Annotated in this window: 21 protein-coding genes; 11 read left to right on the top strand and 10 right to left on the bottom strand. The window is 40.4% G+C overall.

Annotation, left to right across the window (positions count from 1 at the left end; translation table 11 throughout):
- Positions 1 to 341 precede the first annotated feature (341 nt).
- The 6 genes from AN389_RS04545 to AN389_RS04520 all read left to right on the top strand — a co-directional run bounded on the left by AN389_RS04545 (position 342) and on the right by AN389_RS04520 (position 6,537).
- On the top strand, positions 342 to 605 hold the full coding sequence (locus AN389_RS04545; protein WP_004586074.1) for a DUF4212 domain-containing protein: 264 nt from the start codon (positions 342 to 344) through the stop codon (positions 603 to 605).
- Between the two features lie 10 nt (positions 606 to 615).
- Entirely contained in the window at positions 616 to 2,340 is a 1,725-nt protein-coding gene (locus AN389_RS04540) for a sodium:solute symporter family protein (RefSeq protein WP_055017301.1), read from the top strand.
- A 114-nt stretch (positions 2,341 to 2,454) separates the two neighbouring features.
- On the top strand, positions 2,455 to 4,293 hold the full coding sequence (locus tag AN389_RS04535) for a DUF294 nucleotidyltransferase-like domain-containing protein (RefSeq protein WP_055017302.1): 1,839 nt from the start codon (positions 2,455 to 2,457) through the stop codon (positions 4,291 to 4,293).
- Positions 4,294 to 4,308: 15 nt separating this feature from the next.
- On the top strand, positions 4,309 to 4,932 hold the full coding sequence (locus tag AN389_RS04530; protein WP_055019340.1) for a 3'-5' exonuclease: 624 nt from the start codon (positions 4,309 to 4,311) through the stop codon (positions 4,930 to 4,932).
- A 138-nt stretch (positions 4,933 to 5,070) separates the two neighbouring features.
- Positions 5,071 to 5,799 (top strand): SIMPL domain-containing protein, encoded by a 729-nt coding sequence (locus AN389_RS04525; RefSeq protein WP_055019339.1) that lies wholly within the window; start codon positions 5,071 to 5,073, stop codon positions 5,797 to 5,799.
- Between the two features lie 78 nt (positions 5,800 to 5,877).
- Positions 5,878 to 6,537 (top strand): peroxiredoxin-like family protein, encoded by a 660-nt coding sequence (locus AN389_RS04520; RefSeq protein ID WP_055017305.1) that lies wholly within the window; start codon positions 5,878 to 5,880, stop codon positions 6,535 to 6,537.
- An 87-nt stretch (positions 6,538 to 6,624) separates the two neighbouring features.
- Here the strand turns inward: AN389_RS04520 and AN389_RS04515 are convergent, their stop codons facing one another.
- The 9 genes from AN389_RS04515 to AN389_RS04475 form a co-directional block, all read right to left on the bottom strand.
- A complete protein-coding gene (locus AN389_RS04515; protein WP_055019338.1) occupies positions 6,625 to 7,101 on the bottom strand; it encodes a PaaI family thioesterase in 477 nt (158 codons plus the stop codon).
- 83 nt (positions 7,102 to 7,184) lie between these two features.
- Positions 7,185 to 8,432 carry a phenylacetate--CoA ligase family protein gene (locus tag AN389_RS04510; protein WP_055019337.1) on the bottom strand — a complete coding sequence of 416 codons (1,248 nt, stop codon included), beginning with the start codon at positions 8,430 to 8,432 and terminating at the stop codon, positions 7,185 to 7,187.
- Between the two features lie 50 nt (positions 8,433 to 8,482).
- The gene (locus AN389_RS04505; RefSeq protein WP_327077927.1) at positions 8,483 to 9,265 is read right to left on the bottom strand and encodes an ABC transporter ATP-binding protein; all 783 of its coding nucleotides are present in this window, start codon (positions 9,263 to 9,265) and stop codon (positions 8,483 to 8,485) included.
- Between the two features lie 117 nt (positions 9,266 to 9,382).
- Entirely contained in the window at positions 9,383 to 10,630 is a 1,248-nt protein-coding gene (locus AN389_RS04500; RefSeq protein ID WP_055019335.1) for an ABC transporter substrate-binding protein, read from the bottom strand.
- 61 nt (positions 10,631 to 10,691) lie between these two features.
- Positions 10,692 to 11,765 carry a branched-chain amino acid ABC transporter permease gene (locus AN389_RS04495; RefSeq protein WP_055019334.1) on the bottom strand — a complete coding sequence of 358 codons (1,074 nt, stop codon included), beginning with the start codon at positions 11,763 to 11,765 and terminating at the stop codon, positions 10,692 to 10,694.
- Positions 11,766 to 11,843: 78 nt separating this feature from the next.
- Positions 11,844 to 12,737, bottom strand: coding sequence for a branched-chain amino acid ABC transporter permease (locus tag AN389_RS04490; RefSeq protein ID WP_006791860.1), 894 nt, complete (start codon positions 12,735 to 12,737; stop codon positions 11,844 to 11,846).
- Positions 12,734 to 14,704, bottom strand: coding sequence for a long-chain fatty acid--CoA ligase (locus AN389_RS04485; RefSeq protein WP_055019333.1), 1,971 nt, complete (start codon positions 14,702 to 14,704; stop codon positions 12,734 to 12,736). The genes AN389_RS04490 and AN389_RS04485 overlap by 4 nt, the downstream gene beginning before the upstream one ends.
- Complete coding sequence (locus AN389_RS04480; protein WP_055019332.1) at positions 14,704 to 15,522, bottom strand: ABC transporter ATP-binding protein; 819 nt, start codon at positions 15,520 to 15,522, stop codon at positions 14,704 to 14,706. The genes AN389_RS04485 and AN389_RS04480 overlap by 1 nt, the downstream gene beginning before the upstream one ends.
- 124 nt (positions 15,523 to 15,646) lie before the next feature.
- Entirely contained in the window at positions 15,647 to 16,687 is a 1,041-nt protein-coding gene (locus tag AN389_RS04475) for a DcaP family trimeric outer membrane transporter (RefSeq protein WP_055019331.1), read from the bottom strand.
- Positions 16,688 to 16,897: 210 nt separating this feature from the next.
- Here AN389_RS04475 and AN389_RS04470 point away from each other — a divergent pair, with 210 nt between their 5' ends.
- Positions 16,898 to 20,437: a PAS domain-containing hybrid sensor histidine kinase/response regulator gene (locus tag AN389_RS04470; RefSeq protein ID WP_055019330.1), complete on the top strand. Its 3,540-nt coding sequence runs from the start codon at positions 16,898 to 16,900 to the stop codon at positions 20,435 to 20,437.
- Here AN389_RS04470 and AN389_RS04465 read toward each other — a convergent pair.
- Positions 20,434 to 21,093 carry a response regulator transcription factor gene (locus AN389_RS04465; protein WP_055019329.1) on the bottom strand — a complete coding sequence of 220 codons (660 nt, stop codon included), beginning with the start codon at positions 21,091 to 21,093 and terminating at the stop codon, positions 20,434 to 20,436. The two genes, AN389_RS04470 and AN389_RS04465, sit on opposite strands and share 4 nt — an antisense overlap.
- A gap of 341 nt (positions 21,094 to 21,434) precedes the next feature.
- Between AN389_RS04465 and epd the strand changes: the two genes are divergently transcribed.
- The 4 genes from epd to phoB all read left to right on the top strand — a co-directional run bounded on the left by epd (position 21,435) and on the right by phoB (position 26,545).
- Positions 21,435 to 22,445, top strand: a complete 1,011-nt coding sequence (gene epd / locus AN389_RS04460; protein ID WP_055019328.1) for an erythrose-4-phosphate dehydrogenase — start codon at positions 21,435 to 21,437, stop codon at positions 22,443 to 22,445.
- A 63-nt stretch (positions 22,446 to 22,508) separates the two neighbouring features.
- Entirely contained in the window at positions 22,509 to 23,684 is a 1,176-nt protein-coding gene (locus tag AN389_RS04455) for a phosphoglycerate kinase (protein WP_055019327.1), read from the top strand.
- A 208-nt stretch (positions 23,685 to 23,892) separates the two neighbouring features.
- Complete coding sequence (gene fba, locus AN389_RS04450; protein WP_055015101.1) at positions 23,893 to 24,957, top strand: class II fructose-bisphosphate aldolase; 1,065 nt, start codon at positions 23,893 to 23,895, stop codon at positions 24,955 to 24,957.
- Positions 24,958 to 25,855: 898 nt separating this feature from the next.
- A complete protein-coding gene (gene phoB / locus AN389_RS04445; protein ID WP_004586083.1) occupies positions 25,856 to 26,545 on the top strand; it encodes a phosphate regulon transcriptional regulator PhoB in 690 nt (229 codons plus the stop codon).
- Positions 26,546 to 26,601: the final 56 nt, after the last annotated feature.

Here is a 26,601-nt window from a genome sequence, read left to right as displayed (position 1 = left end):
TTTAAGTGTGCGTGCACAATTTTATTCAAAATTTCAATGCTGGTTTTATCTAATTGATTTTAAATGGCTATTTATAGTTTTGTTGATTTATTAGACTAATGTCGCATTTTTACAAAAATGCACTTAAGTTTTGTGATTAACATCCTTTTTTAAAATTAAGTTATTGAAAAATAGTTATTATTTGGTTTTTAAATACAGTTTAACCTGCAGTTTACGTAAACGTTAATAAGCTGTTACGACTATGGTCTCACTTCACTCTTTACGCCGCGTTGCTAAATTAATAACCGACTATAAAAAAACCACTCATTGCAATTATGCAATGCTTAAAGGGGAAAATAAAAATGGCTTTTAAAGATGAAGAACAGGCAAAAGCTTATTGGGCAGAAAACATTTCACTACTGTTTAAGTTACTAGCAGTGTGGTTTGTGGTCTCATTTGGCTTTGGCATATTACTGGTAGATGTACTCAATGAAGTACGTTTTTTTGGGTTTAAACTTGGCTTCTGGTTTTCACAACAGGGCGCTATTTACACCTTTGTAGCTTTGATTTTTGTTTACGTTTTCAAAATGAACACGTTAGATAAAAAATACGGCGTAGACGAATAGGAGCTAGGTAATGGATGTTCAAACACTCACATTTATAATTGTTGGTTTAAGTTTTGCGCTTTATATCGGCATTGCAATTTGGGCGCGTGCAGGCTCTACAAATGAGTTTTACGTGGCAGGGGGCGGCGTACCTCCGCTGGCTAATGGTATGGCAACCGCAGCCGATTGGATGAGCGCAGCGTCGTTTATTTCAATGGCGGGTATTATTTCGTTTGCAGGTTACGATGGCGGTGTTTACTTAATGGGGTGGACTGGCGGCTATGTATTACTCGCTATGTGTTTAGCGCCTTACTTACGTAAATTTGGCAAATTCACTGTACCTGACTTTATAGGCGACCGTTACTACTCACAAACAGCACGTGTTGTTGCTATTTTGTGTGCGATCTTTATTTGTTTTACTTACATTGCTGGGCAAATGCGTGGTGTAGGCGTGGTATTTTCGCGCTTTTTAGAAGTAGAAATTGAAACTGGTGTTTATATTGGAATGGTGATTGTATTCTTTTATGCGGTACTTGGCGGCATGAAAGGCATTACCTACACGCAAGTGGCGCAGTACTGTGTGCTTGTATTTGCCTACCTTGTGCCTGCTATTTTTATTTCAATGATGATGACAGGCCACTTCTTCCCACAAACCGGTTTTGGTGCCACATTAAGTGATGGCTCAGGCATGTATGTACTTGATAAGCTAGACGGTTTAAGCGCAGAGCTGGGCTTTGCACAATACACCGAAGGCTCTAAAAGCATGATTGACGTATTCGCTATTACTGGTGCTTTAATGGTTGGTACTGCCGGTTTACCGCATGTAATTGTACGTTTTTTCACTGTACCTCGCGTTAAAGATACCCGTATTTCTGCAGCCTGGACACTGGTATTTATTGCCATTGTTTATACTACGGCACCTGCAGTTGCTTCGTTTGCACGCGTAAACATGATTGACACCATTAACGGTAAAGATGGTAGCGGTACAGAGTACGCTCAAGCGCCTGCGTGGATCAAAAACTGGGAACGCACAGGCTTAATTACCTTTAATGATAAAAACGGCGACGGCAAAATGTTTTACACCGCCGGTAAAGTAGAAGATCCGACTAGCGCAAACGAAGTAAAAGTAGACCGCGATATTATGGTACTGGCTAACCCTGAAATTGCTGATTTACCAGCATGGGTAATTGCACTCGTTGCGGCCGGTGGTATTGCTGCTGCGCTTTCAACCACAGCAGGTTTATTACTGGTTATTTCGACCTCGGTGTCGCACGACTTACTTAAGCGGACTTTTAAACCCAACATAAGTGATAAACAAGAGCTATTGGCTGCTCGACTAGCCGCGATGATTGCTATTGTAATATCAGCTTACTTTGGAATTAACCCGCCTGGGTTTGTGGCATCGGTAGTGGCATTTGCCTTTGGTTTAGCGGCAGCGAGTTTCTTCCCTGCAATTATTATGGGGATATTCTCTAAAACAATGAACAAAGAAGGCGCCATTGCCGGCATGATAACCGGTATAGGCTTTACCGCTGCGTATATTATCTTCTTTAAATTTGTAAGTCCTGAGCTCAATAGCCCAGAAAATTGGTTCTTAGGTATTTCACCCGAAGGAATCGGTTTAGTGGGGATGGTCATCAACTTTTTGGTTGCCGCAATAGTGCTTAAATTAACAAAATCGACTCCGCTTGAAATACAGCAAATGGTGGAGGGTATTCGTAATCCAAAAGGGTCAGGTGAAGCACACGCACATTAATGTGTTAAGCCTACTTAAAAATAAAGCACCAAAAGCCCGACTTTAGTCGGGCTTTTTATTTGTTTAAATAATGAGTACATTAGGTTTCGTGTATACTTTTTAATGAGTACAACAATGAGTGTAGAGCAGCAGGAAGTTGCCCAGTTTGTGTGTATGCAGGCGCCGTTTAGCATGCTGCACGACAGTGCGTGTGAGTATTTTGTAGGGCATATTGATAGTGTGTATTTAACCCGAGAAAACCAAGCGCAATGGCTGCAAACGCAAAGTCCAAAGCTATTTTTAATTCGCTCAGGCTTATACGACCTTGTCGATGCAAAAGGCGATGTAGTAAAACGTTTAGCCCAAGGTGATTATTTTGGTTACCCCTCTTTGTTAACAGGAGAAGCAATTCAAAATAGGTTGCAGGTACAAAAAGAAGGTATAGTATATATGCTCTCCCAGGAGCACTTTGACTTTTTACGCCGCCAATATAAACCGTTTGAGCAATACTTTGTGCGAGCACACGCTAACCGTTTGCTTTCATCGCATTATAAAAGTAAAAACGATAGTTGGTCTGAGCGAAGAATATCTGAGCTAATGACCCGCACTGCAATTACCCTCGCGCCCGATGCAAGCATAAGGCAAACCGCTAAAAAAATGAAAAAACACGGTGTATCGTCAATTATGATCACCGAACACGCCATTTTGGTAGGCGTAGTCACCGACCGCGATTTACGCAACCGCGTACTGGCTGACGAAGTAGACCCGCAAGATGCAGTGAGCACAATAATGAGTGCTAAGCCTAAATTTATATTTGAAAACAATCGCGTGTTTTCTGCGTTGCATTTAATGCTTAAATATAATATTCATCATTTACCCGTGCTCGACGAAAATCATAAACCATTGGGCATGCTTACTAGTACCGATTTACTGCGCCAGCAAAAAAGTGACCCAGTGCAGCTTATTGGCCGCATTTATAAAGCGCATAGCATTACGGACTTAAAACGTTATGCGGGCGAAATTCCTGAGTTACTGCGCAGCTTTTCATACAACATAGAAGACATATCGTTAATTGGTAAATTACTCAGCGGCTTAACCGATGCGTTAACCTCGCGCCTTATTCACTTATTTCAAGAAGAAAACGGTGCTGCCCCCACCAGTTTTTGTTTTATTTGCTTTGGCTCACAAGCAAGGGAAGAGCAAACCCTACACTCAGATCAAGACAACGGCTTACTACTGCCCGATGACTTAAGCGACGAGCATCAAGCTTACTTTAAACACATGGGGGAGTTTGTTTGTGAACAGCTAGTAGAGTGCGGAATTAGACGTTGCCCAGGTAATATAATGGCCAGCAGTGATGAGTGCAGAATGAGTGTAAGCCAGTGGTGTGAGCGCTTTTTTAAATGGATAAAAAGCCCAACCCCAAGTGCCATGCTTAACTGTAAAATATTTTTTGATTTGCGCTTTATTGAAGGCTCAAACGCTTTGTATAGTGGTTTTTGCGAGCAGCTAAATAGAATATCGCGCGATGAGTTATTTTATGCTGCTATGGCAACCGATATAAGAGCCAGCTCAGTGCCTATAGGTTTATTTAATAAGCTTAAAACGCAAAAAAGCGACAACAACCATAAGTACATAGATTTAAAAAAACGTGGCGTGGTTATTATTAACGACATAGTGCGTTTATATGCGTTAAAAGCCGGTATAAAACGGGCTAACACACAAGAGCGCCTAGATGCTCTACTTAAACATAAACTATTAAATAAAGACGACATATATAACTTAAAAGATTGCTGGCGATTTTTAACTCAGCTACGCTTTAGCACGCAAATAAACGAAGAGGGTTTACCAAGTAACTGCATAAACCCTGATAAACTTACCTCACTTGAACGCCACCAATTAAAAGAAGCCTTTTACTTAGTAAAACAAGCCCAGCAAGCCGCCGCATTTAAATTTGCCCGTGGCAGTTTGTAACAGGAGGTAAGCGCTGTGGTAAAAAAATGGCTCAGTAAGTATATAAAAAGGCGAAATTTATTAAGTCAAAACGCGTTAACGCAACGCTATTTAGTGATTGATTTAGAGCTTACTGGGCTTGATGTAAACCAGCATGAAATTGTATCGGTGGCTTGGGTTAAAATAGACAACCAATGTATAAAAATGAGCGAGTCGCAGCATTTAATAAACAAGGATGTAAAAAGCCTAGATCAAAGCCCTATTTTTCACGGCATTATTGACGACACTGTGGCTAAAGGGCAAAGCTTAGAAAGTATATTAATGCAGTTAAGCCGTCATTTTAGTGACCATATTTTGGTGTTTCATAACGCGATACTCGATTGGGGCTTTTTAAAAGCAGCCCTTAAAAACGCTAATATAAGTGCGCAACCAAAGCTAATACTTGACACCCTACACATAGAAAAAAAACGCCTTATTTGTCAAGGGGCAGAAATAAAACAAGATGATTTAACCCTAAGTGCGTGTCGCACACGTTATGAGTTACCAAGTTATCATTGCCATAACGCACTAACAGACGCACAAGCCACCGCCGAATTATTGCTAGCCCAGTGCTACCAAATAAACCGCGGTAAAGAGCTAAAAATTGGTGAGTTAACGTAGGCTGGCTGTAAGCGCGGTTTTATGCCACGCGAGGTAAACTCCTGCCTACAATAATGGGTATTTTTACTTTTATTTTACGTGTATTTTTATAGGTACGGTTACATGAGCATTATTTAACTAATTACCTCAAGGAACGACATGAAACTCATTACCACTGTTTTTTTAACCTTATTCCCTGTTATCGCTTTTGCTAATTCGAGCTTACCTGGCAATCGTCATATCTCAGTGCAAGGCACAGCTGAGGTATTAGTTGAGCCTGACATGGCTAAAATACTATTTAAGGTGAATAGTGTTAAAAATGAGCCAAAAGCCGCCAATAACACCCTTGAGAATAAAGTGAAGTTATTAATAGATGGGCTCAATCAATTTGAAATAAGTGCCGATGACGTAGTTGCCTCAAACCTTAAAATTGAAAAAACAGGGATGGATTATATTGAAACAGGGCATCAGGCCTTTAGCGAATACGCAGCGATAAGAACGTTTGAAGTAACGCTAAACAATATTGAGCGTGTGAGCGATTTAATCAATTTTTTATTGAAGCAAGAAGTAAATGCCATTCAAAATATTGCGTTTTTATCTTCAAAGTCTGAGCAATTACAAGCGCAAGTCACACAGCTAGCAATTGAAGATGCAAAAATAAAAGCGGATTTACTTGCCGATTCATTCAATGCAAAAGTAGGTGAAGTACGCACTATTCGCTCAAATAAAAACAACTATGACAGTGGTTTTAGTACAGCCATAACCAAAATGCACAGGGCGCAGCAAGACAATAATTCTTTTCCTCAAATACGTAGTAACGATTTACAGGCAACAATAAGCTTTAAATCATCTATAAATGTGGTGTTTGATTTAGAAGTAGATGATTAAGTTAAAATTTTCATTCCAAATATATCGTCGTACTGTAAGCTAGCTTTATGTTTTGATTAATTGGAAGGTAGCCATACTATGAGCGATGAAAGCAACACACTAAAAGCACAAACAGAGGCTAAAGTAGCAGCAGGGCGAAAGGGTAATCCTGACTTTATGAAAGGCGTTGATGAAACCATTGCGCAGGCAAAAGCGTTTCAAGAGGGGGCAAATGCACTTAATTTAGACCAAAAAGCCCCACGCTTTGAACTGCCTAACCAACACGGTGAGCAAGTTTTATTAGATGAGCTACTTGCAAAAGGGCCTGTGGTTATCACTTTTTATCGTGGTAGTTGGTGCCCTTATTGTAATTTACAGCTAAAGGCGCTTCAATCACGCTTACCTGAAATTCACGCATTAGGTGCACAGCTGGTGGCTATTAGCCCACAAGCGCCTGATGGATCAATGAGCGAAAACGACATACGTAATATGGATTTTGTTGTGCTGAGTGACCAAAATGCGGATGTTGCAGCAAGCTATGGCGTAGCGTGGCAAGTTCCTGAATTTTTACTTGAGCATATGCGTGTAGACCGCGGTCTTGATTTGGAGTCGCTTAATAACGGCAATGGCAGCATTTTACCGATCCCTGCCACGTTTGTTTTAAATAGCGAAGGTAAAGTGACGTGGCGCTATGTCGATGTTGATTACCGCACTCGCTCAGAGCCAGAAGATATAATTAATGCGTTAAAAGCACTGTAGTAAGCAATAAAGTAAGCTTGCTTTATACCCAAAAGTAGCCAAGTTAATTAGCTACTTTTGGGTTCATTTAAAAGTTTTAAATACTGCTTATTTAAACGTGGCTGGCATTTTAACAGCGACTACTTCACCTTTTACGCACATAACGTTTTGTGTAGATAAAGTAATATCAACAATTACTTTGTTATCTTTTATTTGGCTAAACTCGCCTACGAGCTCTAGTTGTTTATCTATAGGTGTTGGCGCTAAATAATTAATATTTAAGGCCGCTGTAACAAAGCGAATTGAAGGGTCGCTGCCAATAGTTAATTTATTTTTATAATGGACAACGGCTGCTGCGCTCCCTGTGCCATGACAATCAATAAGAGAGGCCACTAAGCCACCATACACAAACCCAGGAATAGCGGTGTGGTAAGGCTTAGGTGTAAAGTGAGCTATTGTTTTACTTCCCTCAAAGTTATCTAACCAGTAGCTTTTAAGCTGATGCCCTTCGGGGTTGTTTTTACCGCATCCATAACAATGGCTTAAGCTTTGTATGTAGCAGTCTTGAAAAGCGATTTTACTCATATATTGCTCTTTTAGAGATAAAGGCTTTAAATTGCTGAGGTAGGAATTTTATTAGCAAACTCAAAGCCTTGTTGAAAGTAAAACTAACAAGTAGCTCTTAGGTCGTCGATCACTTTGCCGTCATCGTTTAAAGTGCCGGGGCTCACAAGCTCAACACTGCCATTTAACTTTGTATATAGCTTTAGGTTTTCTGTTAGTGTGTTTTGCAGTGTTTTTGTGTCTATATCATTGGCACTTGTACTTAGCTCACATAAAAGGTGCATTTGATCGTTATGGCTTTCACTTGTAACATTAAGCCTGACTTTAGCAATGCCGCTAACACTTAACCTAACGCGCTCCACTTGCTCGGGATGGACAAACATACCTTTAATTTTGGTTGTCTGATCTGCTCGTCCCATCCAGCCTTTTATGCGTAAATTTGTACGCCCACATGTACTTTGCCCTGATTTAATAGCAGATAAGTCACCTGTAGCGAAGCGAATTAAAGGGTAGTCATGATTGAAGCTGGTTACAACTACCTCACCCACCTCGCCATCGGCTACCGGCTCTAAACTGCCAGGGCGAACAATTTCTACGATAAGGTCTTCAGCAATAACTAAACCGTCATCTGCAATACTCTCGTAAGCAATTAAACCTACATCTGCGCTGGCATAGGCTTGTAATGTATTAATGCCTGCTGCTGTAAACTCATCACGCAGTGCTTTAGGTAAAGCCTCACCGGTGACTAATGCTTTAGTAATACTGCTTATATCGCGCTTTTGTTGCTGAGCTTTGTTTAATAAAATTTTTAAAAAAGAGGGAGTGCCGCAATAGCCTTGAGGTTTCAACCCTTCAATGGTGTCGAGCTGTTGTTCGGTTTGCCCAGGTCCTGCGGGTATTACAATACAGCCACAGGCGCGAGCTCCCGAATCAAGTATGAACCCACCAGGCGTTAAATGGTACGATAAGCAGTTTTGCACTTTATCGTGCTTTCTAAAACCAGCTGCGTAAAATGCTTGACCCATTCTCCACCAGTCATTTTCACAGTTTTCTGGGTCGTTAATAGGGCCGGGGGATTGAAACAACCGACTAATATGTCCCTGTTCTGAGTTTAAACCCGCTAACGGCGATTCTGTTTTTTGTAAGCTAATGAGTGATGATTTTCTGGTAATGGGCAGTGTGGCCAATTGTTCCCGATTAGTTATATTATCCGCAGTAATGTTGGCTAATATATTTTTGTAATAGGGACTGTTTTGTTTTGCATACGAAATAAAGCCAGGTAATTTTGCAAATAAATCGTTTTCTCGGCTTAGATGCGATTGGCTTTCTTTTGAGCTAAATAAGTTAGTCATAAGGGGCTCCGAAGTCATGCTAAAAAGTAAATTTATTTAAACTGTTTTTATTACAGCCAGCGCTTTCTGCGTTTATAAGACTTTAAATCTTTAAAGCTTTTACGGTCTTCGTTGCCACCGCCTAAGTAAAACTCTTTAACATCCTCGTTATTCATGAGCTGCTCTTGCGTTCCGTCTAATACCACTTTTCCAGACTCCATAATGTAGCCATAATTAGCAGCACGCAGCGCGTAATTAGCGTTTTGCTCTACTAAAAACATAGTGATGCCTTGCTCTTCATTTATTTTTTTTATTATCGCGAATACTTCTTTAACAAGTAGAGGCGATAGGCCCATTGATGGCTCATCTAGGCAAATCATCTTTGGCCTCGCCATTAATGCCCGGCCTATTGCTAACATTTGTTGTTCACCGCCAGATAAATAGCCGGCTAAACCTGTGCGCTCTTTCAAACGCGGAAAGTAATGATAAACCATGTCAATATCTTGGTTTATTTTCGAGTCTCTTCTAGTAAATGCACCGAGCTTTAAGTTTTCTAAAGACGTCATATCTTCGATAATGCGACGCCCCTCCATTACCTGAAATAAACCACTGCGCACTACATCTTCTGCATTTTTAGAATCTATGCGCTCGCCCATAAAAGTAATGTCACCTTTGGTTACTTCACCGTTTTCGGTTTTAAGTAATCCAGAAATAGCTTTAAGTGTTGTTGATTTACCGGCTCCATTTGGGCCTAATAAAGTAACAATCTCTCCCTCTGGTACATCTAAGCTAACGCCTCTGAGTACCTGAATAACTTCATCGTATACAACTTCTATATTATTGACGGTTAAAATGGGTGAGGCGGGCTCTAATTTTTTTGCTGCTGATGACATACATACTCCGTAATTATTTAGTCTTGTAGGTTGGTTGCAAAAAAACTTTGGGATCTTTGCAACCAATTTTTGTATTTATTAGTAGCCTAACCAATCGTCACGGCGTTCAAGCGTTACTACTGACACTTTCTCAGCTGTTACATTGCCTTTGTTATAATTACCTTTATATATGTTTACTTGGTTTACGCCGCGGTGATCGTCTTTACTCCAGTTGGCAGCTAAGCACACACCCTCAAGCCCTTTAGGCACCCAGTTCTTTTTAACGTACATGCCTTTTTTAATGTTTTCGCCAGTTATACCGCCGTTTTCTTTTGCCCATTCCATGGCTTCTTTCATATAAAACGTTGAACAAACACCGCGCACATAATGGTGAACGCGCTGCGCTTGTCCTGATGGATCTGATTGTTTTGATATTTCTCTCACCAACTTCATGCCAGGTGTTTCATCTTCCCAAAAAGGGGTCATAGTAGGGAAAATATAATCTTTAATGCCTTCACCCGCTGCATTGAATATTTTTTTGTCTCCTCCCCAAATATTCGACATGAATTGAATATCGGTTCCCACGGTATTACATGATTTAACCAGCGAAAGTACAGAGCCACCTAAGTTACCAATGTAGCCGTAATTAGAACCTGAACTTTTTAAACTTAAACATTGCGCTTTAAAATCGCCTGGTTTCATTGAAATCACGATTGCAGGTTGTACATCAAAACCTAGCTCAGTTGCGTATTCTGCACAGGCTTCTTTAGGTGCATTAGGAAATGGATGATTTGCGCCGAGGTGAGTAAATTTAGGTTTACCTTTACCGCCTTTATTCTTCCAATCCTCAGCAGCCCATTGAACAAGTCCACGGCAAGAGTCTGAGTATGAAGCGCCATAAAAAAAGTTATAAGGCGCTGGTTTTTTAGTGTGTGGGTTTTTGCCTGTCGGGTCGGTTAAATGTCCAGAATAAGACGCTGAGAATACGGGGACTTTGTCTCTGGCTACAAACGAAATTAGCGCTTCTGTATCTGCGGTACCCCAGCCTTGCATTGCGACCATTTTTTTACGCGAATACCATTTTTTATAAGATGCAATGGCCTGTGGTACCTTATAGGCGTAATCAATAGTTTCAGACTCTAATCGAGTGCCATTAATGCCGCCATTTTCATTAATATAAGCAAGTGAGTCTCGTACTCCGTCAGCATAGTTTTTACCAACAAATGAGGTAGGCCCTGACATATCAGCTAAGTGGCCTACAAAGACTGAATCTTGAGCAATAACATGGTTACTCATGGCTAATGAGCAACATACAAATACAGAACTAAGTTTTAATTTATTGTGCATGATAATTTCCTTTTCATTTTTGGCTGTGTTGCCAGTGAGCTTGTTGTTGTCGTGTAATTTATTAGTAAGAAAACGGGTAAAATTTCCAATAGTTTTTAATTTGTGCCCAGCGATGCGCCATGCCTTCAGGTTCAAAAATTAAAAATAAAATAATGACTAGGCCAATAGCCATTTCTTTAATGTAAGCAAGGCCATCAACCACCATAGGAATATTGCCCCAATCCGTCATTTTCATTAACCCAACGCCGCTTTCTAACACTTCAGGTAAAAACACCATAAATACAACACCCATAAGAGTGCCTTTAATAGAACCTAAGCCACCAATGATGATCATCGCTAGAAATTGAATCGACATGAATAATGTAAATCCTTCAGCTGAAACGTAGCCTAGGTAATGCGCGTATAACGCACCGCCAATACCCGCATAGAAAGATGAAACTCCAAATGACAGCAAACGGTACTTATTAAGTTTTATTCCCATAATTTCTGCTGATAGGTAGTGATCTCTTACTGCAATAAAGGCGCGACCTTCTCGGCTGCGCATTAGGTTACATCCCCAGATATACATAAAAACAAGGGCAAACAACGCAATGTAAAAAAAGCGTTGGTCGGTATTAAACACAAAGCCAAAAATAGAGACAGGGTCGGCTGATGAGCCTGCTGAGCCACCAGTAAACCATTGGGCGCGAGCAAAAAAGTCTTCGAGAATAAACTGGGCGGCTAAAGTGGCAATTGCTAAATAAAGCCCTTTTATACGCGAAGCGGGAAGGCCAAATAGCATGCCTACCAACATAGTTAAAAAGCCTGCAATAGGGATACACAATAAAACAGGGATGCCAAAGGACATATTCAGCCAAGCTGAGGCAAACGCACCAAAGCCAAAAAAGGCGCCATGGCCTAATGATATTTGACCCGTATAACCGACTAAAATGTTAAGCCCTAGTGCTGCAATGCCTAAATATGAAATTTGAATAAAAAGCGTTAGAAAGTATGCATCGACCAAAAATGGTGCGCAGCATAGTAGTGCAATGGCAATAATAGCTACGTTACGAATAGTTTTAGTTTCGTAAATGGTATTGTCTTGTTTGTAACTGGTTCTAAAGTCGCCACATGGGCGCATAGTTAAGCTAGACATAATAAAATCCTAATTTTTATAATTTATGTGTAAGCGCATTACGCTGTATTTTTACAGCGCGTCGCTAAATGTAAGCTCTTAAATTCGTTCAATATCTTTAGTCCCAAATAAACCGTAAGGTTTAAACCAAAGTATGATGAGAAGGACGTAAAATGGCGCTATGTCGTACATGTTGCCAACATGAAGGTATTGGCTATCAAAAAACTCAGCTAAGTTTTCCAGCACTCCAATTGTTAAACCACCCACAATTGCACCTACAATCGAGTCAAGGCCACCTAAAATAACGGCTGGGAACACTTTAATCCCCATCATTGATAGGGAACTTGAAACCCCGTTAACCATCCCTATTACAATACCGGCTGTTGCTGATACCGTTGCCGCAATGCCCCAGCTCATAGCAAACACTTGTTTAACGGAAATACCTAAGCTTTGTGCAATTTGCTGATTAAATGCAGTGGCTCGCATAGCGAGACCATATTTTGAATGTTTAAAAAAGAGGTAAAATGCAACCATAATAATTAAGGCGATAACCGTACTCATTAAGTAGGCTGACTCAATATTTAGGCCAAAGATTTGAATGCTTTGCGCATCAAATACCTGCGGGTAACTTTGCGCTGATACACCAAAGATCCATTTCATCAATGCTTGGAAAAAGATAGATAAACCAATTGTGACCATAATGACTGAAATAATTGGCTCGCCAATCATAGGGCGTAATACAATCATTTGAATTAAAATACCAAAGGCCGCCATAAACGCCATTGTGAGCAAAAAGCCAACAATAAAGGGGAGTTCTAAATAAATAAGCACGCTCCAGCACACCCAGGCACCTACAAGTAAAAATTCGCCCTGTGCAAAATTTACAATTTGTGTCGACTTATAAACTAAAACAAAACACATACCGACGACGCCATACAGCAGGCCGACAATAAGCCCATTAATGATTAACTGAATGAGTAATTCAAAGTTCATGATGCTCTCCGTTGTGCTTCAGTGTGAGTGTTTGCCACGGGAGTGACTGTGGGAGTATTAATAAGAGATTGGATTTTAAGTTGCGTTTGAATGCGTGTTTTAGTGCCATCTTGAAATACAACAAGGGTATCAATATCAACTATATTTTGATCTTGGTATATCGCATCTATGATATCGCCATACTTTTGGGCAATAACGCTGCGTCTTACTTTACGCGTACGTGTAAGCTCTCCATCATCGGCATCAAGCTCTTTATAAAGCAGTAAAAACTTATGTATTTTTTGAGCGTCAGGAAGCGATTCATTAACACGTTGTATTTCTTCACTGAGCTTTTTATAAACTTCAGGGTGGGTCGATAAGTTAGTGTAATTTGTGAATGAGTAACCGTGTTGTTCTGCCCATTTAGCAACGATACTAAAACGAATACAAATGATGGCTGATAAATAAGGTTTGTTTTTACCTAATATGACGGCTTCGCCAATAAATGACGAAAACTTCAATTTATTCTCAATGTATTGCGGTGAGTATTGAACGCCGTTACTTGTACATGCTAAGTCTTTTATCCGATCAATAACAACCAAATGCCCTGAAGGCTTAAAGTAGCCAGCATCGCCTGTTTGCATCCATCCATCTTTAACATCTTCGTTGTATGCATTTTGATTATTAAGGTAGCCGGTAAACATACCCACTGTTTTCGCAACAATTTCGCCAACACCGGCTTCATCTTCGTTAATAACCTTTACTTGCGCATTATCAAACGCAAAGCCAACGCTATCGTAATCAACATCGTTTTGATGATGAATTGTATAAGCGCCGCACATTTCTGTTTGACCATAAAGTTGTCTTAACGGTACCCCAATGGTTTGAAAAAACCTAAATGTGTCAGGTCCCATTGCGGCTCCACCTGTTGCTGCAGATTTTAAATATGAAAAGCCGAGTCTGTCTCTAAGCGCTCTCATTAAAATAAGCTCTGCAAGCCACGATTTTTTTCCTTTAAGCTGGCTCTTTTGGGCAATGCCCATGGCAAAAGAAAATAGTTTTCTTTTTAGTGGAGTTGAGTCCATCATCCGAGCTTGAACATCCGCTAATATTCCTTCCCATACGCGTGGGGCTAGTAATACAAAGCTTGGTCCTATTTCTCTAAGATCAGACATTAATGTTTGTTGCTCTTCAACAAAGTTAACTATTTGACGTGCAATAAGCGCTTGGCCAACAGCATAAACTTGCTCCATTATCCAAGGCAGAGGTAATACCGATACGTAATTATCGCCTGGTTGGCGTGGATCGGCTCTTAAGTAAGCGCTGCAATGTTTAACAAAATTACCACCGTTGAGTAGTGCTATTTTAGGCTTTGAAGTAGTGCCTGATGTTGTGCAGTAAATTGCTATGTCGTCTGGGGAGGTTGCTTCAACTAGTTGTGGGTAGCGATTGGGTTCACTGTTATCTATAGTTTGGCCAAGTGCATACAGTGAATTTACGTCAATTAAGCGCTCATCGCTGTATTTGCGCATGCCTCTAGGATCGCAGTAAACAATTAATTTTACGTGTGAAATTTCATCGCCTAGTTCGAGTAATTTATCGCACTGTTCTTCATTTTCAGCTATTACAACCGTGGAATGGCTACTTTGGAGTAAGTAGGCCACTTCCTCATGCATTGAATCTTGATAAATACCTAAAGAGTGGCATCGCATTGCGTGTGCAGCTACTTCTCCCCAAACCCATTCTGGGCGATTATCGCCAAGCAAAGCAATTGCATCACCTTTATTTACATCTTTATCAAGTAATGCAAGCGTGAGCCACTTAACTCGGTTGTTATAGTCTTCCCATGTAAATTCATTCCATATACCAAACTCTTTTTCTCGCATGGCTATTTCATGGGGCCATTGCCGGGCATTAAACTGTAATATTTTAGGAAAGGTATTGAGTTCGGCCATTTCAAAGTCATTAATTGAATCATGGTGAGTCATTAGCTTACTTCCTCTAATGTGGTAGCTTCTTCAGGTTCGCTATCGGCTTCTTCGAGTCCTAAATAGGCACGTTTTACGTATGGGTCTGCCATCACTTGTTCTGGTTTGGCACAAATTAAGTTTTTGCCAAAATCTAAAACCATTACTTCATGTGAAATATCCATCACTACGCCCATGTCGTGTTCAATCATGACGACGGTGACCCCAAACTCTTCATTAAGGTCAAGAATGTACCTAGCCATATCTTCTTTTTCTTCTAGGTTCATGCCTGCCATAGGCTCGTCGAGTAAAATAAGTTTAGGATTGAGGGCCATTGCCCTTGCAAGCTCTACGCGTTTGCGTAAACCATAAGACAGGGTGCCTGCTATGGATTTGCGGATGTGTGATATTTCTAAAAAGTCGATGACTTCTTCAACTTTTCGTCTGTGTTCAAGTTCCTCTTTTTGTGCACCGGATGCCCAATATAATGGACCCGTTAGCCAATTGTTTTTTAATAGGTGGTGACGGCCAACCATAATATTGTCTAATACCGACATATGACCGAATAACGCGAGGTTTTGAAATGTTCGGCCCATGCCTAAATCGGCGCGGTCGTTTGGCTGCAAACTTGTTACGTTTTTATTATTAAAAAAAATATTACCGCTATTAGGGGTGTAGCGTCCTGAAATACAATTTAACATTGAGGTTTTACCGGCCCCATTAGGGCCAATAATCGAAAAAACAGACCCTTCTTTTACAGAAAAGCTCACATCGGTTAAGGCTTTAACCCCACCAAAAGCAAGTGATATGTTTTCTACATTAAGTATTGAAGCTGTCATTGCTGCTCTCCAAATTTTTCGGGTTGACTATCTCTAAAGCAAAAAAGGGAGGAGAGTATTCCCCTCCCAAACGCAACATTGGTTGGAAGTGTTACGCGGTGCTAAGCATTAGAGGTAGAGTGGCTTAAAGTGCAAACCTCAATGTGGCTTGAACGTAGTTAGAGTCTTTATCTTGTTCATCCATACAGAAGTTACCTACTTCAAAACCCACCACTAAATCTTTGGTTAAATTTTGAAATACGTTAACGCCCCATTGAGTACGTTCGCGCTCAGACACATCACCTTCAACTTTTCCGTAGAGTACGCTTGAACGAAGTGTATCTGTCCAAAAATGGCGGTATGCTATGAGTACCGAAGTGAGATCTTCAACTTCGTTATCGTATACATCTTTTGCAGCGGCAGCGCCGACATAGCGGCCAAGTTCACCTTTGTGAAATTGAAAGCGTAAATCATCTTTGCCAGTTGTTTTAACTAAACCTGCCACAGACATACCAAAAGCTGATTCTTGTTCACCTGAGAGGGTGTTAAGCTGACGCGCAAGGGCTGATATTGATACGTTGCCCCAATCATCTTTAAAGTTATAGCGAGCGACTAAATCGGGAAGTTTGTCGTTAGAGGTATCGCCGCCCCATGTTTCTGGGTTTTCTAGGGATAATTGAAAATTACCCATGTTATAACGCACTTGCCCTTGACGAATAAAAACTAAGCCCGTGGTCGCACCTGCAAAATCGGCTGCTTCTGGAATGGCACTAGTATTCATAAATGTTGACCACGTTTGGCCAACAGTAAGGTCTTGATAGTTTATAAAAGCGTGACGAATACGTGGGTTTGCAGAGTTCGATATGATTTCGTTACCGCCACCACCGTTAAAATCCATTTCAATAAAGCCGGTAACATCGCCATGAACATACTTGGTGTTGAAGCGGGTTTCATTGGCAAAAATTTTAAACTGAGAGGCGTCTTCTTCAAGCGCTGTGCCATCCCCAATCCAGAAATCACGATAAGCTACATCGCCATCAACATACCGAGAGTCTATTTTGATATAACCACCAAATGTGAGTTTATCGTTTTCTGTTAGCTTGATTTCGTAGCCGGCAAAAGCGGATGAACTTGCAGTTAGTAACGAAGATGCCAAGAGTAGTTTTTTATATTTTGAATCGAACATCTAGCTTATTCCCTTGTATTAGTTGTTCAGCTAATAGTAAGTAAACCGAACAAAGCAACAATTAGTAATAAGACTTAGCACCTAGCGTTTAGTCCTTTAGTCTAGTTCTTTAGTTGGGTGCTATATGGTTAAATTCAGAATGTAAAAAGGGTAACTCCCACTTCTACTAATAATAAAAAACGTGCTAAAAGCGCGCAAAAGAAGCTCATTATGTTTTCTAATTGGTTACTAATAAGTGTAAGCATTGGCTATATAAGTTTACTGTTTTTAATCGCTTTTTTAGGCGGCAAGTACCGTCACAAACTAGTTGCTAAGCAGCATGCCATTATTTATGCGCTATCGCTGGGAGTTTACTGTACCTCGTGGGGTTTCTTAGGCACATCTGCACAAGCTGCTGGTGGCTCCTTCAATTATATCCCTGTTTATTTAGCCCCAATTTTATTATTTGTCTTTGCTTGGCCTTTTATACAACGAATTATAAAAACGAGCCTGCAATTAAAAACAAACTCAATAGCAGATTTACTCTCAGCCCGCTTTGGTAAGTCACAAAGCTTGGCACTTATTATTACGCTAGTCGCGTTAATAGGCACTTTGCCCTATATAGCCTTACAGCTTAAAGCAATTATTGACTCATATATTATTTTGCAAGAAAGCCAGGACCTCCCTATTTGGCAGCTAGGTTTGATTGTGAGTATTATTTTAACTGGCTTTACAATTATTTTTGGGATCAGAACAATTGATGTAACAGAGCGCCACCCAGGCGTAATGATAGCCATTGCTTTTGAGTCCACAGTTAAGTTAATCGCATTTTTACTTGTTGGACTGTTTGTATCGTTTGTTATTTATGACTCACCTCTAGAGATTTTAGAAAAGTCAAAAGGGCATGTTTCTTTAGCGCAGCAATTTGAGCCAAGTAACTTAGTGGGGTTGTTTGGTTTGCTATTTATTGTGATGTCAGCGTGCTTATGTTTACCGCGCCAATTTCAAGTTATGTTTGTTGAAATCAAAGATAGAAAAACAAGCCGCATGGCACGTTGGTTGCTACCTACTTATATTTTTGTATTTGCATTTTTTGCAGGCCCAATTGGTTTAGCGGGTACTTTAAATTATGCTGATTCACTCAATGCTGATGCTTATGTATTATTTTTACCCGCCTATTATGGGCACGTGTGGCTGTCATTATTTGCATTTTTAGGGGCTGTTTCTGCAGCCAGTTCCATGGTTATTGTATCAACCATTGCATTAAGTACGATGTTAAGCAATGAAATTGTCTTTCCGCTTATATTTAAATTTTCACCTAGAAAAAACCATGATTATTTGCATTTTCAAGCACGGCTTTTATTTATTCGAAAGGCGTTAGTGGTTGTTGTAATAGCATTGAGCCTTGGAATGTTGCTTATTTCACCACCAGGCGCGTTATCATCGTTGGGTGAAATTGCTTTTGGCGCTATTGCGCAAATTGGACCTGCATTGATTGCTGCTTTTTTCTGGCCTAGAGCCACACAAAAGGGCGTGTTTTGGGGGATCTGTTGCGGTTTTCTAATTTGGGTGTTTGGCAATTTACTTCCTCAGCTTGGCTTTTACGAGCACTTATTTAGTAGCACCTCTTGGCCAAAAACCACCGTAATGACCTTAATAGGGCTAAGTCTGAATATAAGTGTGTTATTTATAGTGTCATTATTGACGCGACAAAACATCCGCGAAGAAATGCAAAGCAAGTTTTTTTACGATAAAGGTAAAAACTACCACCGGCATTTTCCTAAGCAACCTAAGGTGGATATAAGTGAGCTTGAATTATTGTTGGCCCGTTTTATTGGCTTAGAAAAGTCAAAAGAGTGTTTTGCGCAATTTAATTTACTGCATAAAGATAAAAAGCATAAAACCTACAATGAAGCATTACTATTTCATGCGGAAAATACGTTAGCGCCCGTACTAGGAGCCGCATCGGCCAAACTAGTATTGTCTTTTGGCTTGGGGGGGCGTGATATGGCTTTTGACCAAGTGGCAAAAATTGTAGAAGACAATTCTACTCAGCAGCTCGAGTTTAGTCGCTCAGTTTTACAGGGGGCAATTGAGAATACCAGTGAAGGTATTTCAGTGATTGATGGCGACTTAAATTTAGTAGCTTGGAATAAGCAATACCTTGATATTTTTAATTACCCTGAAGACTTTATTTATATTGGTTGCCCTATAAGTGAACTTATTAGATACAACCTTACTAATCAAAAGCGTTATGTATGTGATATAGAAGCTCAAGTAAATAAACGGCTAGAGTATTTAAAAGCAGGTAGTAGGCACCAGTCTGAACGACGTTTGCTTAACGATAAAATTATTAATATTGAAGGAAACCCGATCCCAGGCGGGGGCTTTGTGATGATTTTTACGGATATAACAGCGTTTAGGAAAGCCGAGAAATACTTAAAAGAAGAAAACACAGATTTAGAAAGCCGCGTTTTAGCACGAACAAAAGAGTTAGAGCAAGCGAATGTTGAGCTCGAAAAAGCGAATCAAGAACTTGTTGCAGCACAACTAAAAGCAGAGCAAGCCCACCTTAAAAAAAGCCAATACTTAAGAGCATGTAGCCACGATTTATTACAGCCTCTTTCTGCTGCGCGTTTGTTTTCATCGGCGGTGAGTTTGAGCGCCAAAGTTTCGCCACAAGAGCGTATGCAGATTAAGCAAATAGATAACTCGTTAGAGATTGCTAATAACCTTTTACTCGATTTAAACGAAATAGCACGTATTGAAAGCGGTAATATAACTCCTGATATAAGTGTATTTCCACTTGAAAAACTATTCTCTATGTTAACGCTTGAGTTTTCAGCTTTAACGCACGATTACGCGATAGATTTTAGGTGTACATCGAGTAAGTTATATATAAAAAGTGACTTAACTTTACTTGCCCGAATTGTGCAAAACTTTTTGAGTAATGCTTTTCGTTATGCGCACGATGGAAAAGTATTATTAGGCTGTCGTAGAAAGGGGCAAAATTTGTGCATACAAGTGATTGATAATGGCCCCGGGATCCCACACGAAAAACAACAGCAAGTGTTTGAGCAGTTTACACAATTATCAACCAAGTTAGTGGGGCCAAAAGGGCTTGGTTTAGGCCTAAATATTGCAAAAAGCCTCGCTGAAATACTTGACCATAAGCTTGGGCTGCTCTCAAAAGTAAATTGTGGCAGTACGTTTAGTGTAGAAGTGCCATTAGCGTCAGTAGCTAAGCCTGAAACAGCTGAACCTATGCAGGCCAGTAACAACTTACAAGGCGTGTGTGTGCTATGCATAGACAACGAAGAAAGTGTGACGGCGGGTATGAGTGATTTACTATCTGCATGGAAGTGTAATGTGCTAATAGCCTCAAGTGCTCAACAAGCTATGTCAATTTACAAAAGTCACGAGGAAGATATTGATATTTTACTGGTTGATTATCAGCTAACAGACGAAGCGGTACCCGCATGTGATTTACAAACGAGCACGGGATTACTCGGGGCACAAAAACACAGCCCTTCTAACATTTTTTATTACAACGGTATTGAGCTGATTCAAGCTATACGTGAAGTAAGTCCCTATCCATTACCTGCAATTCTCATTACAGCGACAATGGATGAATCAGTTCAAAAACAAGCGCAGAGTGTTGATATCGGATATTTGCGTAAAATAGTTAAACCTATTGCGTTAAGAGCGTTGATGAGTTCCCTTTTAACTAAGCGGTTAGAAAAAAACTATATATCCGATACGTTTCTTTAAGGTGTGTTAAGTTTAAAAAAGTCATGTTCATGCTTATGCTGGTTTAGCAAGATAACGGCTTGAGTACGGTTTTTAACACCCAGCTTTAAAAATATAGTACTCACATGGCTTTTTATTGTCGACTCAGACAGGTTTAGGTCGTACGCAATCTGTTTATTGAGTAGTCCATCAGCCAGCATAAACAATATTTTTCGCTGTTGATTAGTGAGTGTTGAAATTTTACTTTCTTCTTTATCTTGCTGCGCCCCTTGTTTTAATGCGTAAGCAGGGACCCAAAGCTCTCCATTAATAATGCTATTAAGTGCTGTAACCATGTCGTTAACAGGGGTCGATTTAGGTATAAAACCAGCAGCTCCATATTCTATTGCTTTATTAATAGTTTCTGGCTCCTCAAATCCAGAGATAACTACTACCGCGATATGTGGGTATTTTAAGCGAATATTATTAAGTGTATTAAACCCCTCTGCACCTGGTATATCTAAATCTAATAAAATAAGATCGATGTCGGGTGTATCAGTAAGTGCTTGTTCTAGTTCTGCTATGGTTTGAGCCTCAAGGAGCGAAGAGTCATTAAAGCTCGATGTAAGCATAAGTGATAATGCTTGCCTAAACAGCGGGTGATCATCTGCAATGATAATTTTTGTGTGTGTTGTCATTTTATTTTCTAACCTAAAGTTTAGATAAATGATCTTTTATTTTGATAATTTACTTTTAATAAAAGGTAAATTTTTTGAGGTTTATAACATAACCCGATTAGATTAAAATTCAATGTTAATTCTACAAATTAGACTAAAGGACTAAGACTTTTATTGGTTAATTAAAGGAATAAAAATACTGTTAACAAATTTTGCTTATTAATATTGATATGGAAATTTTTATTAATTTAAAGTTTCTAATCGCTCCCTCTTATAAAAATGTTCAAGGTCGATTACAATACAGCCATCTAAAAGGCATTGATGCCTTTGTCTGCACGTAAAGAGAGTGGATTTTATATTTCATGGCAATCAAACTTGCAATAAATGGTTTTGGTCGTATTGGTCGAAATATTGTCCGCGCGTTGTACGAGTCAGGTTTGAGCGACGAGATAAAAATGGTTGCGATTAACGAACTTGCTGACCCTGAAGCTATTGCTCATTTATTAAAATACGACACATCCCACGGTCGTTTTTCTTTTCCTGTAAAACTTGGTGAAGACACCATTAGCGTTGCAGGCGATACCATTGCACTATTTTGTGAAGAAAACCCAGTAGAATTACCTTGGCAAACCCTAGATGTAGATGTTGTACTTGAATGTACCGGTGTTTATCACTCGCGCGAGCATGCACAATTACACATTACTGCGGGTGCTAAAAAGGTGTTATTTTCGCACCCAGCTGATAACGATGTAGATGCCACCATTGTGTATGGCATTAACGACGATGAGCTCAAGCGCGAGCACACTATTGTATCTAACGGCTCGTGTACTACAAACTGTGTGGTGCCTGTTATTAAAGTGCTAGATGATGCGTTTGGCATTGAGTCGGGTGCTATTACTACTATTCACGCGTCGATGAACGATCAGCAAGTGATTGATGCGTACCATCATGATTTACGCCGTACCCGCGCTGCAAGTCAGTCTATTATTCCGGTAGATACAAAGCTTGCACGCGGAATAGACCGCATTTTACCCAAATTTGAAGGGCGCTTTGAAGCCATTGCGGTTCGCGTGCCGACAATTAACGTAACGGCAATGGATTTAAGTGTTACAGTAAATGCCGATGTAGATTTAAACGCGGTAAATACGGCTCTTAAAGCCCAAGCAAAAGACCGCTTAGAAGGTATTTTAAGTTACACCGAAGAGCCTTTGGTATCGGTTGATTTTAATCACGACCCACATTCTTGTATTATTGATGGCACGCAGACACGTGTTAGTCACAAACGCCTGATAAAGTTACTTGTCTGGTGTGATAATGAATGGGGTTTTGCCAATCGCATGCTAGATACAGCACGTGCGATGATGGCTAAGTAAGCATTTTATAATAATTTAAAAATTTATTTTTCAGGTTCAAGTATCGTTAACTAAGGAGATGTTATGTCGGTCATAAAAATGGCAGATTTAGATTTAAACGGCAAGCGCGTATTAATTCGTGAAGATTTAAATGTACCAGTTAAAGCAGGTAAAGTGACCTCAGATGCGCGTATTCGTGCTGCACTGCCTACTATTAAGCTAGCCCTAGAAAAAGGCGCTAAAGTAATGGTTATGTCGCACCTTGGCCGTCCAACAGAAGGCGAGTACGATGACGAATTTTCACTTGCCCCTGTAGCCGATTACTTAAACGATGCACTTGAGCAAAATGTACGCCTTGAAAAAGACTACCTAAACGGTGTTGAAGTTGCCGATAACGAAGTGGTTGTATTTGAAAACGTACGATTTAATAAAGGCGAGAAGAAAAACGACGAAGCCTTATCTAAACAACTTGCTGCACTGTGTGATGTGTATGTGATGGATGCATTTGGTACCGCTCACCGTGCGCAGGCCTCTACGCATGGCGTTGGCTTATTTGCCGATGTAGCCTGTGCTGGTCCGTTGTTATCAGCAGAACTTGAAGCACTAGGCAAAGCACTAGATAACCCAGCTCGCCCATTAGTTGCTATTGTTGGTGGCTCTAAAGTATCAACTAAATTAACCGTTTTAGAATCGCTTTCTACAATTGTTGATCAGCTTGTAACTGGTGGCGGCATTGCTAATACCTTTATTGCAGCTGCGGGTCACCCGGTTGGTAAATCACTTTATGAAGCTGATTTAATGGATGAAGCAAACCGCTTGTGTGCAGCAGCTAAAGCAAACGATGGCGAAATTCCGGTACCGACTGATGTTGTAGTAGGTAATGAATTTTCAGACTCTGCAGTTGCTACGCTTAAAGATGTAAGCGAAGTAACCAGCGAAGACATGATTTTTGATATTGGCCCAGACACAGCTAACCAGCTAGCTAAAATTATAGCAAACGCCGGCACTGTAGTTTGGAATGGCCCAGTTGGCGTATTTGAGTTTGATCAGTTTGGTAATGGCACACGTGCTATTGCACAAGCCATTGCTAATTCTAATGCGTTTTCGATTGCAGGCGGTGGTGACACTTTAGCTGCTATTGATAAATACGGCATTGCCGATAAAGTATCTTACATTTCTACCGGTGGTGGTGCGTTCTTAGAGTTTTTAGAAGGCAAAAAACTTCCAGCAGTAGAAATGCTAGAGTCGCGCGCTAAATAAATAATTAATTATTTAGCCGCATTAGGTGAGGGGAAACCCTCACCAACGATTAATTATTAAATACCTCTCACCCTTATTTAATAGTTAATTAAGACGAAACTTTGCAGTTTTAGTTGCGATGGTTCGTGACGCAGTGATTGCGTCGAATTAACACATCCGTTCAAACTAGATGGCAGGAGACTGCTGTCGATAAATTGGAGAATACCCAATGGCTTTAATCAGTATGCGACAACTTTTAGATCATGCAGCTGAACACGGTTACGGCGTTCCAGCCTTTAACGTGAATAACCAAGAGCAAATGCGCGCAATAATGGAAGCGGCTGACAAAACAAACAGCCCAGTAATTGTTCAAGGATCAGCAGGCGCACGTGCTTACGCTGGTGCTCCATTTATCCGTCACATGATTTTAGCAGCCGTTGAAGAATGGCCGCATATTCCAGTCGTAATGCATCAAGATCACGGCACCTCGCCAGGTGTTTGCCAACGCTCAATTCAACTTGGCTTTTCATCAGTTATGATGGATGGCTCACTAATGACAGACGGAAAAACCCCATCAAGCTATGAATACAATGTAGATGTAACACGCGAAACCGTAGCTATGGCGCATGCCTGTGGTGTATCGGTTGAAGGCGAGTTAGGTGTACTTGGCTCACTTGAAACCGGAGAAGCGGGCGAAGAAGATGGTGTAGGCGCAGAAGGTAAACTAACTACTGACCAAATGCTTACCGATCCAGAAGAAGCTGCTGACTTTGTAAATAAAACCCATGTTGATGCGCTGGCTATTGCGTGTGGTACATCGCATGGCGCTTATAAATTTACGCGCCCGCCAACAGATGACATTTTAGCAATTGATCGTATTAAAGAAATTCACGCACGTATCCCTAACACGCACTTAGTAATGCACGGATCGTCGTCGGTACCACAAGAGTGGTTAGAGATCATAAATCAATACGGTGGCGAAATTCCTGAAACTTACGGTGTGCCAGTTGAGCAAATTGTAGAAGGGATCAAATACGGTGTACGTAAAGTGAATATTGATACTGACTTACGTTTAGCCTCTACCGGTGCTATTCGTCGTCATTTAGCGCTTAATCCTTCTAACTTCGATCCGCGTAAGTACCTAGCTGAAGCAACCAAGGCGATGACGGAGATTTGTGTAGCACGTTACAATTCATTTGGTACTGCTGGGCAAGCGAGTAAAATTAAGCCAATTTCACTGGACGACATGCACCTTAAATACTTAAGCGGTGAGCTAGACCCAAAAATTAGATAACGATCTTTGACTAAGTCATAATGCAATAAAAACCAGCTGGCGTGATCTAGCTGGTTTTTTTATACCATAAAGCACGGGATCACTGTTATACCCACACAGTAAAATGGGATCACGGTTTTACTAACCACGCAGTTTTTGGATCATTCATTTACTAACTAGTGCATAGATTTACGCTAACTTTGGCGCTCAGTTAATCAGATCGTATTTTATTTATACAATAGATCAGGTAGTTAGTTATTTGACTAAGTATAACCGTGATCCCAAATCCGATCGGCTTAGTAAAAACCTGATCTTTTTTAGGCTACTTAGTAAAAAACAGATCTATTTTTAACCACGCAATGATGTGTCTTAGGGCCTGTTTATCTTTCGAGGTTAAATTTGCAGCAGTCTGTTTGGTATTTAGGCAAGGAAGAGCCTGTGTAGTGTGGTTATTTCCCATAAATAGGCGCTAACGTCGTATAAATGCCAAACAGGCGCTGCCCGAAGGGTTCTGCCTAGGGAAAATTTACTCTTTGTTACTAGGTTTTTACTTAGCCCACTAGGTTACAAACCTCGCGCCACGATTAAATAGCCCCTAGATTAAACAAATTATAATCCTGAAAGGTCAACAGGCCCTCGTGTAAACTCAGTTTCGTATGTGGTTTTGCTGCTATGTTAGTAAAGTAATGATCCCGCCATTATTATCTACCCAGTAATAAAACGGTCACTTTTTATAAATATGTTTTGATTAACCGTAATTTGCAAAATAGTTTTAAAAATATGATGTTAATGCGACTTTTCTGTCAGTATTTTGTGTTTTTTTTACCAGGTTTTTAATTTACACGTTACACTTTCATAAAAATGTCATACTTAGTCATAATAATGAAAACTAATTCGATAGCGTAAGAGATAATTTGGAATGTCACGTAAAGTACTAGTCGTAGATGATGAAGCTCCTATCAGAGAGATGTTAGTTTTTGTTTTAGAGCAAAATGGATTTCAAGCAATTGAAGCAGAAGATTACGATTCTGCGATTGCAGCTATGGTTGAACCCTACCCAGATATGGTTTTACTCGATTGGATGTTACCCGGTGGTAGCGGTATTCAAATAGCAAAGCAATTTAAGCAAAGTGAATATACACGCCAAATACCAATTATTATGCTTACAGCCCGCGGCGAAGAAGAAGACAAAGTACGCGGACTAGAAGTGGGTGCAGATGACTATGTCACTAAACCTTTTTCTCCTAAAGAGCTGATGGCACGTATTAAAGCGGTTATTCGCCGCGTATCACCTACCTCATTAGAAGAAGCCATTGAAGTACATGGCTTGCGTTTAGACCCAATATCGCATCGCGTTACCTCAGAGGGAAGCGAGCTTGATATGGGGCCGACCGAATTTAGATTATTACACTTTTTTATGACTCACCCAGAGCGTGTTTATAGTCGCGAGCAGCTGCTAGATCATGTGTGGGGAACAAATGTGTACGTAGAAGATCGCACAGTTGATGTGCATATACGCCGCTTACGCAAGGCGATTGCACCGTTGGGGCACGATCGCTTAGTACAAACAGTACGCGGAGCTGGTTATCGTTTTTCTAGTAAATTATAAGGTAGCGCAGCTAGAGCGAGAGTGCGCATAAATTACTACTCAAAGGTAAAGTGAGT

The organism is Pseudoalteromonas sp. P1-7a (assembly GCF_001401855.1).
GTDB lineage: Bacteria > Pseudomonadota > Gammaproteobacteria > Enterobacterales > Alteromonadaceae > Pseudoalteromonas.
Note: the sequence above shows the minus strand (reverse complement) of the source record. Positions and strands in the feature narration are given on the sequence as shown.